We start from the raw sequence: 12385 nt of genomic DNA, 5'->3' as shown, positions 1-12385 counted from the left end.
TCTAATGAATCAATTTGACTAACTAGTATTTACTATTTTTGATTGAATTTCTATCAAATTAAAATCAATTCATTAAATCAAGAAAAATTTTTGTTTAATATATTGAACATTTAATTATAATATTGTAAATTTTGTTTCAGATAAAAAACAAAAGATAAGGGGGCGATATGAATGGTTTTAGTTATTTAAAAACAGCCATAAAACGCAAAAATTTATCGTTACAAACAGTTGCTGATGCCTGCCAAATGACCAAAGGTTATTTGAGCCAACTAATTAATGATAAAATCAAAAATCCTAGTGCTCAAAAGTTACAATCACTCCATCACTATTTGCAAATTGATCCCAATTGTAAACATAAAAAAGTAGGCGTTATTTTTGGCAAGTTTTATCCACTACATACTGGCCATATTTATCTTATTCAACGAGCTATTAGCCAAGTTGACGAACTTTATGTGATTCTTTGTTCCGATACGATGCGAGATATGGCGCTATTTAAACAAAGTGCAATGTCACGCCAACCAACAATTAACGATCGGATTCGTTGGTTATTACAAACGTTTAAATATCAAAAAAATATCCATATTGAGCTTTTAGAAGAAGATGGTATTCCTTCATATCCAAATGGTTGGAATGAGTGGAGTGATCGCGTTAAAAAGTTATTTAAGGAAAAAGGCATTAATCCTAGTTGTGTCTATTCCAGTGAACCACAAGATGTAGCGATGTATAAAGATTTATTCGATTTAGATACCGTACTTATTGATCCTACACGCCGATTTATGCAAGTTAGTGGCACTCAAATTCGCCAAGCCCCTTTAAAAAATTGGCAATATATTCCAACTGAAGTTAGACCGTTTTTTGTACGAACTATTGCTATTCTTGGTGGTGAATCAAGTGGTAAATCGACATTAGTCAATAAGTTAGCCAATATGTTTAATACCACTAGCGCTTGGGAATATGGTCGTGATTATGTATTTTCTCAACTTGGTGGGGATGAACGAGCATTGCAATATGCAGATTACGATAAAATTGCTTTAGGACATGCACAATATATCGATTTTGCAATCAAACATGCCAATAAAGTGTCGTTCATTGATACTGATTTTATTACCACACAAGCATTTTGCAAAAAATATGAAGGTAAAGAGCATCCATTTTTACAAGCCATGATCAACAACTATCGATTTGATCTGGTCATTTTGTTAGGTAATAACACCCCTTGGGTTGCTGATGGATTACGTAGTTTAGGCAGCCCAAAACAGCGAAAGGACTTTCAGCAGCTACTTATCTCATTATTAGAAAAAAACCATATTAGTTATGTTCAAATCGATTCACCTGACTATGATGAACGATATTTACGCTGTATTGAACTAGTCAATCAACTTATTAACGATGAAGAGTCTTAATCATGAATAAATTAGCCAATTTTATTATCACTATAGGACGTAATCGATTTTATCCTTACTTCTGTGTACTTTGTGTCACCTTAGCTTTTTTATATACAGATCCATTTAATAATTTCAATTTACGTTATGCCGTGTCGTATGCTGGTGCATTTTGTGGATTGTTATGTGTAATCTTATTAGCTAAACGCAAAAACTTAGGGAATGTGCTAGGAATGCTAGCTGTAGTCGCTGAGTGTTGCGCTAACTTTCTTGGTGGCAATATTGGGGCAGGCTTGCCTACTTTTTACTATTTTGGCTCACATGTTTATGGATTAATCACTTGGCAAAAAAACCTGGATAGTCATCAACATGTCAAAGTTCGATCACTTAGTGAGCAAGCTTTTTTATATACCCTTATTTTTCTGATTATAGCTGTCTTTTTTAATGTCTATTTAACAAATGCTATTGGCGTAGATAATACAATATATCAACTGATTACAAACTGTTTTATTTTTGGATTAGGTGTGGTGGCTCAACTTTTACTGATGATGAGATATTCATTCAATTGGTATTTGTGGGTGATTTTAAATGTCTTGGTTATTGGTTTAAATATTTATACCAATAATATTATCATTGCAACTCAATACCTGATTTATTTGTTCAATGCTATTTATGGAATTTGTGAATGGAAACATTCTGAACAAAAACAGTAAATTGTTACGCTTGAGTCAGGTATAGAAGTTCAATTTCGCGTTTTAGAATAAAAGGATACTAAAGGAAAGTAAAACGCCCAAATAAGAATCTATAAAATATAGATTATATAGTTAGTATAAAACGTAATACATAACAATTACCAAACTCACTTGAGATCGCCACAAATAAGAAAGGCCTAGAATACAATCCAAATGTATTAAATAAAAGCCATCAATCAATTTGATGGCTTTGGTTATTCAATATCACCTTTTACTAACGGAACAAACTTAACATCACCAACATTATTGACAATAAAATTATCACCGTTTCGTTCAATAACCTGCAAAATTTGTTTATGTTCATTACCTACAGGTATAACCAATCGACCTTTATCGGCTAATTGTTCGAGTAATTTACTAGGCACTTCAGATGCAGCAGCCGTAACAATAATACCATCAAAAGGACCTCGTTCAGGCCAACCTAACCAGCCATTTCCATGACGCGTTGAAATATTGTGAAGATCTAACTGTTTTAAACGCCGTTTAGTATTCCATTGCAAACTTTTAATCCTTTCTACAGAACAAACATGATCGACTAACTTAGCTAATATCGCCGTTTGATAACCCGAGCCAGTTCCAATTTCAAGTACTTTTGAATGGGGTTCTAATTTCAATAATTCTGTCATTTTGGCGACAATGTAAGGTTGTGAAATAGTTTGCCCACTACCAATAGGTAAAGACCGATTATCATAAGCCTGATGAGAAAGTGCCTCATCAACAAAATGCTCCCTAGGAATAGCAGCAAACGCTGTTAAGACACGCTCATCTTTGATTCCTTGCTGACGCAACAATTTAATTAAAGATTGCATTTTTAAACTTTGCATGTATTTACTCACTTCCTATTATCAATTCACGTATCACGCTTGTTGCATAACAACCTGATGGTAAATAGAATTTCAAATTAACATTATTATCATCTAACCATTGCCAACTCAATTGTGATGGATAAACGACTATCGAACGTCTTGCTGTTTCAACGCGCTCTTTGGCAAATAATGAGTTAAAATTAGACCAACTTTGTAGACAAGATTGCTCAAATTCAAAAGCGACAGATGTTGTCCCTAATGGCGAATCACCAACCATAGGTGCTGTTATATTGATTTCACCTTGATGTACACGTTGTTGTAAAGAGGGTAACTCTTCAGCTTGGGCAACAAACCAACTGCCACGACCAGCAAGCTGTAATATATCACCATCAAGCACTGTTTGATGCAAATTCTGTGCAATTCGTTGGCTGACAATATTATTAAAAATTGCACTTCGAGCAGCGGAAAGATAAAAGCTACGCTTTTTACGATCAGTAACAGATATTTCACCATTGGCCCATTTTATTGCTTGAACAACATTATTTTGCTCACGACCAAAACGTTGTTCACCAAAATAATTTGGTACACCAAATTGTATAATCAAAGCTAATTTTGATTCAATTTCGGATTTATCGCTTAATGATGTTAGGTTGATATTAAAATAATTGCCTTTTAATGCACCTATTTTTAATTTCTTATTATGGCGAGTTACTTTTAGTATTTTACATCCATCTAAATTAAAATTCGAAAAATCAGGCGTAGCTTGACCTGGCATATGTAAACTAAACCACTGTTGAGTGACAGCTTGACGATCTTTTAACCCTGCATAACTCACAAATTTAGCCGAAATACCGACATATTTTGCCAACTGCTCGGCAACAAAAATGGTATTACAATCACGTTTTTGTAAAAAAACAAAAACATGTTCACCATCGTTGGTCAACTCAAAACCAAGATCTTCTGTAACAACAAAATCTTCAAATTTTTGTTTATACTGGCCAATTGTGGTGGGTTTTCCATAAAAATAATTTAGTTCAGCTAACACAGATACTACCTATTTTTTTCAATTTAATTGTCTTTAACTATTTTAGTTAATAACACTACTGCTTCACAAGCAATGCCTTCTTTACGCCCAGTAAAGCCTAATTGTTCAGTGGTTGTTGCTTTAACACTAATTTGATCAAAATGAACATTCAGATCTTCGGCAATATTAATCCGCATTTGATCAATATGGGGGCGCATTTTTGGTTCCTGTGCAATTATTGTGGTATCTAAATTAACCAGTTGATACCCTTTAGCTTGTATTGTGCTATAAACTTTTTTTAATAATATGCGACTGTCTATACCTAAGTATTGCGGATCGTTATCAGGAAAAAACTTTCCAATATCACCTAACGCTAATGCACCGATTAAAGCATCGGTAATAGCATGTAATACCACATCGCCATCGGAATGCGCTATCAGACCATATTGATAAGGAATTTTCACGCCGGCGAGAGTAATTGGTCCATCACCACCAAATTTATGAACATCAAATCCATGCCCTATTCTCATACTGGTACCTACTTTAAAGTTGAATGAGTTAAATAAAAAGTAGCTAATGCTAAATCCTCAGGTTGAGTAATTTTTATATTGTCTCGGCGACATTCAACTAATATAGGATGCCCTCCACAATACTCAATAGCAGAAGCTTCATCGGTGATAGTTATATGATTATTCAACGCATTAAGTAAACATGATTTGAGTACTTTAGCTGTAAATAATTGAGGGGTTGCAGCTGCCCATAAATGCGTTCTATCTTCTGAACGTTCAATTATTTTATCATTGTCTTGATAGGCACGCTTTATCGTATCACTGACGCGAGTGGCTAAAATGCCGCCTTGCTGTGAATTTAACACAATATCAATTAAACGCGTAATATCGTCATTATGAACACAAGGCCTAGCTGCATCGTGCACTAAAGCCCAATCATCATCTTGCAACAAATGTAAACCTGCTAATACAGATTCAGCACGAGTTTTACCGCCTATCGTAACGTTTATTTTATCATGCGCAGCAATAGCTAGTGTGTTAAACATCACATCTTCAGGGCTAATAACAACGATAATTTGTGCTATTTTAGGATGTGATAATAACTTATTTAAGGTATGCTCGATAACCGTCATTGAGCCAATTTTTAAATATTGTTTTGGTAATTGGCTACGCATTCGACAACCTATTCCTGCCGCCGGAACAATGGCCGTAATATTACAATTCCTATTCACTGCATTATGCCTTAACGATGTTGTGTTTTTGAATCAACAATAATTCGATAAAAATACTCATTGGGCTTGACCATACCTAAATGACTACGCGCTCGCTCTTCTATCGCTTCCGAACCACGCTGCAAATCATTAATTTCGGCAAACATCTGTTCATTACGGTCTTTCAATTGCGCATTTTGTTCATGAAGATCTGCCAATATTTGAACATTATCTTGATAATCATAAACATTATTTTTGCCATACCACAGCGAGTATTGCAAATAGCTAAGTACAGCTAATAAAATTAATGGGACTTTCCATCTAATCATGAGTTTTATCTATTCACTAAATTTAGATACATTTAACTGGTTTCGGTAAACCTGCAAGTTTAGTTGCCTGTTTTGCCGGACCATCAGGAAATAACTTATACAAATAACGACTATTGCCTTTTTCTGTGCCAAATTTTTTTTCCATAGCTTTAACTAATGCTCGAATAGCTGGTGAAGTTTTATATTCTAAATAAAAATCACGAACAAATAATATCACTTCCCAATGCGCATCGGTTAATTCTATCGACTCTTTAGCTGCTAAGAGTGGGACTAAATCAACGCTCCAATCCTGCCAATTTTTTAGGTAACCTTTATCATCGGTTGGTATTTGACTTAACATTTTTATAAACACGCTGTTTTATTTGAATCATATTATACTCATTTAAAGAAATGATGGCACTATTTTGATGGTAAAAGCATCATGACACGAATATTCACCTCAAATTTGATGAAATTTAAAGCAAACGATGAAAAAATTGAAAATAGCTATTTACAAATTCATAAGTCTCCTTTAATATTCACAGCCATTGCGGAAGTGTGGCTGAGCGGTTGAAAGCACCGGTCTTGAAAACCGGCGAGGGGCGACCCTCCCAGAGTTCGAATCTCTGCGCTTCCGCCATCTTTCCTAAAGATTGTTCAATTAGTCGCAATTCAAGTTTTAATAAACAGCTTTTCTTCAAAAACATCCCTCAGGATATATTGTAACCCTTAAATTTATTACTCCGTCAAAATATTAGATTATTATAAATAAAAACGAATATAAATCATAATCCAGCTAAATAGAAATTAACCACATTCCATTCTTTTTTGAGCATAAACCAAAAAACTATAGACGATAAAGACAAAATTTATTCAGTTTTACATCTGTCTTTGGATAACTAGTAAATAAAGTAACAGTAAAGATTTTGTTTTATCCAGCAACAACTATACAATCTATTTTTTAAATAAAGTGATCATCTAGAGTTCCGATAAGCAATGATCACTTAAACCAAAAATGAATGCTTACTTTTACGCAATACCGATTATTTAATTTATTAATAGGAGACGAAGCTTGAAAATATACACTGCACCTGGATCACGATCTTTAACTGTTATCTGGGCTTTGGAAGAAATAGGCCTTCCTTATGAAGCAATACGGGTTAAAATACACACAGATGATGCGGCCGTCAAATCACCTCATCCTTTTGGTAAAGTACCATTTTTAATGGAAGGGAGTTTTTCATTAAGTGAAACGTTGGCCATATGCCTTTATATTTGTGAAAAAAAACAAAATACGTTATACCCTGCGAATTTACAAGAAAAGGCTATTATCAATTCTTTAATTAGTTTTTCGATTACTGACTTAGAAACGCCACTTTCTTGCCTTGCTAAACAGATACTGTTTACTCCTGAAGATCAGCAATCGCCAGAATTTATCAATTACTTTAAAAAACAAACCATTGATGTTTTGTCTAGAATAGAACTAAAAGACACAAATGCATGGCTCATTGGTGATACCTTTACGTTAGCAGATATCTTTTTATCTCATCGATTAATGTTTGCAAAAGCATTTGGCATTACGTTGGACAAAAAACTTGAAAACTATCTTCAAAAAGCGATGAGTAGACCGGCGTTTTTAAAAGCTCATAAAATAAATGATGATTAATTGTCATTTATTTTACATTTTGATTAACCGCTTTATGGCGGTTTTTTAACAGTCCCCTTACTGAATTGAGTTTGTTAAGCCGTGAGCAAGTGAGTAATGAACCACTACTTTACCATTACCAATTGACTAATTTGGGGCAAAATTATCAAGATGAAAACGAGTAAAATCTATCAACGACATCGTTATCGATAAACTTAAAAACCATATTAAACCAATCAAAACGTTACTTTCAACCGCACCCCATATTCCACATCAATATGCAAATAATCGAGCTGAAAATTCACGTCAACCAACAAGGCTTAGGGAAAGGAAAATGCATAAATTTAAATCGTTAATGCAAGCACAATTATTCTTATCGTGATTTGCTAATATTTACAATCATGTCAATTGCGCAAGGCATTTATGTTCAGCTAAAACCTTCGTATTTTAACTGAGCGAAGATTTAAATATTGGAATATTATTACCTAAGTTACGTCTAACATTCAAAATTAGAGGTTAACTGCAAAATTAAAATGCGTTTCAATAATAAATAGAAGGAGTGATTAAAATACCTCTAATTGAGCTAAGGAATTACTTATCAACTTGCAATATAGATATTATGGATCTCGTATTGATAAAAGACACCTAGAAAAGATAACCGAGCGCTTATAATTGGTTGAGCAAGATGATAAGTAACGATCAACTTGCCAATGTATACAATCTATTGATATTGACACATATGACACCTGCTCTTTTGGATCTGTATACTGTTATGCAATAACATCAAAGAGAAGAATACTCGCTAATAAACGCCAACATAATAAATTCTCACCCCAATTGGTAGGCTATCCGATTGAAACAGACACGATTAAAGGTTTGCCCCACAATTGCTACTTATTTTATAAAATGAATTATTTTAATAGCAAGATTCGGGTTTTTAATCGTTCTGATTTTGTTTATTATCAATACGTATTATAGAGAAAAACACAAATAAGCTATCAACAAGTAAATATACTGTATTGATTAATAAAACTAATCAACGGTCAAATACTAAAAAAAATTCAAACAACATGTATAAAAGATAACTTAGGAATGGTAATTGCAGTTAGAGCAAATAAAGATTTATACGCCTATCTTTACTAAACATCGCTCGTTATTACTAGAGCCAAGACAAATTCGATAATTTTCAAATAGGCAATGAGTAGAAAGATATAACGTTTATCTCTCTTCATTGAAGACTCGACCGAGAAAATACTTTTGTCTGGAAATTGATCAAGTTTGATATTTCTTTAGTGTTTATTAAAACTGTGTCTCAGAAAAATATGGCACAATTTATTAATGATACTGTAGGGTACCTATCACTCATAACTTCATTGGTTTGCTGAAAAGGAGTATTCAAAGTGAATAAACAAAAACAGAGAGATTTTGATCGAATAAAAAAAGCCATTGGATATTTGAGTGAAAATTATCAATCTCAACCGACGCTCGAACAGGCCGCAGAACATGTACATTTAAGTCCTTATCATTTCCAGCGTATGTTTTCTAATTGGGCTGGAGTAAGTCCTAAACAATTTCTAAGATATATCAGTATCACTCACGCTAAAAACCTTCTAAAAGAAGAAAGCGCCTCATTATTGGATGCCACCTATGAATTAGGCTTGTCGAGTACCAGCAGGTTGCATGATCTATTTATTGATATTGAAGGTATGACGCCGGGAGAATATAAAAATAACGGAGAAAACTTATCAATTAATTATAGTTTTATAGATAGCCCTTTTGGTGAAACCATCATTGCATCAACAACAAAAGGAATTTGTTATCTCGCTTTTGTTGAGGATGAACAGTCATCACTTCAATCATTGAAAGCGCTATATCCTAATGCGCAATATCGACAATGTACTGACCAGATTCAACAAAATGTAATCTTCGTATTTACGCAAGACTGGTCAAAACTAGCTAAAATAAAGCTACATATTAAAGGTACGGATTTTCAACTTAAGGTGTGGCAGGCTTTGTTATCCATTCCTATGGGAAAACTATCAACTTATAGCAACATAGCAAACAAGATACATAATCCCAAAGCGAATCGTGCGGTTGGCTCTGCTATTGGTGATAACCCAGTGGCCTTCTTAATTCCTTGTCATAGAGTTATAAAATCGACAGGATTATTAGGGCAATACCATTGGGGTAGTGACCGTAAAGCAGCCATGATCGGTTGGGAAGGTATTAAAATAGATCCTAAACGGAGGGAATAACCAAAAAGAGCATCGTTGGGAATTAGCAAAAAGAATAAAGGCAGGCAAATAATGTTTAATGGTTATATAAAAAATCCACGGAAAGCTAAATTGCAAGACTGAAAAGTACAATAGATATGAGACGTGTTCTCAATAAAAACCAAAAACTTTATGGCGACACTATACTCATGAAAAAAATAATTTTTTATAAAATTATTAACAATTAAATGATAATCATCTTGTCACTGTTGCGTAAAACATCTAATTCACGAGCAATGTAACATATATATTGTCCTAATCTAAATCGAACATAAATATCCATATAACTATCTTTGGTTAACATTTCCTATTATTCATAAAAAAAATAGCGACTATAGAATCTTTTTTCAAGAAGTGTCAAAGAACTAAATTTATCACATATAAAACAATAGGTTAATATTTTAGCAAGATTCGGATTGTTAGTAAGATTGAGAAAATGCAAATATAAACATAAAGTGTCAGTATGAGGAAAATAACAACATGGACAAATTACTAATTCATAAGATTTCTTATTCCAATTTATGTGCGCAATTCTCTGAACAAATAATAATAGCTGTGCTGCCGATTATAGCAGTGCTATCTATACATGCTTCAGCGTCTGAAACAGCATTTATACAAATGATAAATACGTTACCTTTTCTATTATTATCGATTCCAATGGGAGTACTTGCAGATAGAGTATCTAGAAAGAAATTGATGATCATAATGGAAATTATTCGTGCAGCAGCCATATTTATATTGTTTTATTTGACATTTTTAGGGAGTCTGACAATAAATAAAATTGCATTATTCGGTTTTTTTATAGCAATTGGTACTGTTATTTACAGTGTAGCAAGTCCCGCTTTAGTCGCATCTTTTGTCATAAAAGATCAGTTAATTAATGCCAATAGATCAATAGAGATTGCCAAAAGTGTGGCTTTTACTGCCGGTCCAGCATTAGGTGGTATTCTTGCTGGCATTTATTCTGGAGGATTAGCATTCATATTGGCTTTTTTACTTTCGATCATCAGTGCCTTTTTTCTAATATGTTTACCCAAGGAGCCTGTACAAAAAAAATCAGGAAGAAACATAATTCAAGAACTATGTGATGGTTTTATTTTTTTACTTAAAAATAAATATTTAAGACCTATAACGATAACGGCTTTTGTCTTTAATTTATCATTTAATTTGCTATTATCAATATTTGCTTACTATACTATCAACAATCTCTCCTTTACTTCATTTGAAGTCGGAATGTTATTAAGCCTAATCGGTTTAGGAATGTTTTTGGGATCCGTTCTATACAAGTTTATATCTACAAGAATAAATTTTGGATTCCAACTGACTTTAGGGCCTGTATCAGCTTTTGTAGCTTCAATATTAATGCTTTTAACTACCATATATCCTGTCAAAGAATTGGTTTTTATATCTTTTTTCTGTTTTGGATTTGGACCCATCATATGGACCATATCTACAGTCTCGCTAAGGCAATTAGTTACGCCTAATAATATGATAGCGAAAATATCTTCAGTGATCATGACGGTTACTTTTGGTGCCCGGCCTTTAGGCGCTGCTTTAGGTATATACATAAGTGCAAATTTTGGTGTAACTAATTGCATTTTCGCTGTTTTTATTGGTTTTTTTATTCAGTTAGCAATTATTCTTTTCTCAAAACCAGCCAACTTAAAAAAGTTATCAGATGCAGAGAAATAATATTAAAAAAAGGTTAAAAATATGTTGTTATATGAAATATTGTTAAAAATTGCCAAGTGATGATGCTCTAACTGTATATCAACTACAATGATGTTTAAATCGGTGAGAGTTATTACCCGTTTCGACAATTTCACAATGATGTACCAATCAATCTAATCTTGCAAATACATTTTAATAAAACACAGGAATCAACAATTATATTTAACAGCACACGCTACACACCAAAAATTTATGGTTGGACAAGAGATTTAGAAAAATCTATTAACCGTTATGATTCAGGGGTTCGCTTAAAAAAGATAAACAACGAAGACCTTATTTAAAACAGATGCGTTATGCTGATGATGCCTATTGTGAACTGGGGCTATTTAGCGAAGAGCCTACCGGTGAAGATGATGGCAAACCTATTTATCGTTACAGTTTAACCCCTTTTGGGCAACAGCATTTTCACCGTCAATCATCTACTGATGGTTTTTGTTTTGGTCGAATTGTTGTGCAGAGCCTTAAAAATTCATATGAGGATATGCCTACTGATGACGATGAAATAACTTATATTTCTGGAAGAAAAATAAAACCAGTCTATTTTGAATTTACCATCGAAAATTTGCCTGAAGATTGGTTAAAAGCCAATATGCCTTTTATCAAAGAATTATATGGAAAAAAAATGGAAGAGCTTTTAAGCGAAAAAGAAGGACGTTATAAAGCGTATTTTGCCAAGGAAGCCCGCGCCAAAGAGTGGCATATTGTAAACGGAATTATAATTCATAATGGATTTTTTTTACATCAAAGGGAGTAACGTGATTTAAAAAATTGGCGGTATTAGTTATTTTTTATACAGTATTAAAGATTAATGTTGCTTGCGAATACAAATATTATTAATTATAAAATAATAGGAAATAAACAATGGGTAAATTGCGTGGCGTTATTCGCTTAGGCGATTCGACAGGTCATGGTGTCAATCCCATCATTGAGGGAGAGCCAACCTTTCTTGATCAGGGTAAGGCCGTGGCGTTAAATGGTCACCCTGGCGCTTGTAACAAACGATCATTTATTGCATCATCAACACAAAATGAAAACCAATTTAGCTTATTGTTACAATAATTCGACTAATATTGAGATCCTCCCCTATTTATCTGGATTAATTTAAACCAAATATGCAAATAAGTAACTAAAAATCTGTCTAAATTTCACATATCATCACATTTTATAAAATACATAGTTTAGATAATCAAAATAGCTTGGCAAATTATTAAACATTGTTTAAGATGTTGGTTATAAAAAATATAA

At 33.3% G+C, this 12385-nt stretch carries 13 protein-coding genes and 1 tRNA gene; 8 read left to right on the top strand and 6 right to left on the bottom strand.

Annotated features, from left to right (window positions below):
- Positions 1 to 167 precede the first annotated feature (167 nt).
- Positions 168 to 1403, top strand: coding sequence for a multifunctional transcriptional regulator/nicotinamide-nucleotide adenylyltransferase/ribosylnicotinamide kinase NadR (nadR, locus tag J3U59_RS03810; RefSeq protein WP_267333225.1), 1236 nt, complete (start codon positions 168 to 170; stop codon positions 1401 to 1403).
- Positions 1404 to 1405: 2 nt separating this feature from the next.
- A complete protein-coding gene (pnuC, locus tag J3U59_RS03805) occupies positions 1406 to 2095 on the top strand; it encodes a nicotinamide riboside transporter PnuC (RefSeq protein ID WP_267333226.1) in 690 nt (229 codons plus the stop codon).
- Between the two features lie 233 nt (positions 2096 to 2328).
- Here pnuC and J3U59_RS03800 read toward each other — a convergent pair whose 3' ends face one another.
- Genes J3U59_RS03800 through J3U59_RS03775 form a run of 6 tightly spaced genes read right to left on the bottom strand, consistent with a single transcriptional unit; the run spans position 2329 to position 5852 of the window.
- Positions 2329 to 2958 carry a protein-L-isoaspartate(D-aspartate) O-methyltransferase gene (locus J3U59_RS03800; protein WP_267333227.1) on the bottom strand — a complete coding sequence of 210 codons (630 nt, stop codon included), beginning with the start codon at positions 2956 to 2958 and terminating at the stop codon, positions 2329 to 2331.
- Between the two features lie 4 nt (positions 2959 to 2962).
- Entirely contained in the window at positions 2963 to 3985 is a 1023-nt protein-coding gene (gene truD / locus J3U59_RS03795; RefSeq protein ID WP_267333228.1) for a tRNA pseudouridine(13) synthase TruD, read from the bottom strand.
- Between the two features lie 23 nt (positions 3986 to 4008).
- Positions 4009 to 4494: a 2-C-methyl-D-erythritol 2,4-cyclodiphosphate synthase gene (gene ispF, locus J3U59_RS03790; RefSeq protein WP_267333229.1), complete on the bottom strand. Its 486-nt coding sequence runs from the start codon at positions 4492 to 4494 to the stop codon at positions 4009 to 4011.
- A gap of 8 nt (positions 4495 to 4502) precedes the next feature.
- The gene (ispD, locus tag J3U59_RS03785) at positions 4503 to 5204 is read right to left on the bottom strand and encodes a 2-C-methyl-D-erythritol 4-phosphate cytidylyltransferase (protein WP_267333230.1); all 702 of its coding nucleotides are present in this window, start codon (positions 5202 to 5204) and stop codon (positions 4503 to 4505) included.
- Between the two features lie 11 nt (positions 5205 to 5215).
- A complete protein-coding gene (gene ftsB, locus J3U59_RS03780; protein ID WP_065632994.1) occupies positions 5216 to 5512 on the bottom strand; it encodes a cell division protein FtsB in 297 nt (98 codons plus the stop codon).
- 22 nt (positions 5513 to 5534) lie between these two features.
- Positions 5535 to 5852, bottom strand: coding sequence for a TusE/DsrC/DsvC family sulfur relay protein (locus J3U59_RS03775; RefSeq protein WP_267333231.1), 318 nt, complete (start codon positions 5850 to 5852; stop codon positions 5535 to 5537).
- A 191-nt stretch (positions 5853 to 6043) separates the two neighbouring features.
- Between J3U59_RS03775 and J3U59_RS03770 the strand changes: the two genes are divergently transcribed.
- The 6 genes from J3U59_RS03770 (at position 6044) to J3U59_RS03735 (ending at position 12199) form a co-directional block, all read left to right on the top strand.
- A tRNA-Ser gene (locus tag J3U59_RS03770) sits at positions 6044 to 6131 on the top strand.
- Positions 6132 to 6563: 432 nt separating this feature from the next.
- Complete coding sequence (locus tag J3U59_RS03765) at positions 6564 to 7157, top strand: glutathione S-transferase family protein (RefSeq protein ID WP_267333232.1); 594 nt, start codon at positions 6564 to 6566, stop codon at positions 7155 to 7157.
- 1379 nt (positions 7158 to 8536) lie between these two features.
- Positions 8537 to 9391 (top strand): methylated-DNA--[protein]-cysteine S-methyltransferase, encoded by an 855-nt coding sequence (locus J3U59_RS11950; protein ID WP_323849509.1) that lies wholly within the window; start codon positions 8537 to 8539, stop codon positions 9389 to 9391.
- A gap of 498 nt (positions 9392 to 9889) precedes the next feature.
- Complete coding sequence (locus J3U59_RS03745) at positions 9890 to 11101, top strand: MFS transporter (protein ID WP_267333233.1); 1212 nt, start codon at positions 9890 to 9892, stop codon at positions 11099 to 11101.
- Between the two features lie 325 nt (positions 11102 to 11426).
- Positions 11427 to 11894: a hypothetical protein gene (locus J3U59_RS03740; RefSeq protein ID WP_267333234.1), complete on the top strand. Its 468-nt coding sequence runs from the start codon at positions 11427 to 11429 to the stop codon at positions 11892 to 11894.
- Positions 11895 to 12001: 107 nt separating this feature from the next.
- Positions 12002 to 12199, top strand: coding sequence for a hypothetical protein (locus J3U59_RS03735; RefSeq protein ID WP_267333235.1), 198 nt, complete (start codon positions 12002 to 12004; stop codon positions 12197 to 12199).
- The last annotated feature ends 186 nt before the right edge of the window (positions 12200 to 12385 follow it).

This window comes from Gilliamella sp. B3783 (assembly GCF_026536125.1).
GTDB lineage: Bacteria > Pseudomonadota > Gammaproteobacteria > Enterobacterales > Orbaceae > Gilliamella.
Note: the sequence above shows the minus strand (reverse complement) of the source record. Positions and strands in the feature narration are given on the sequence as shown.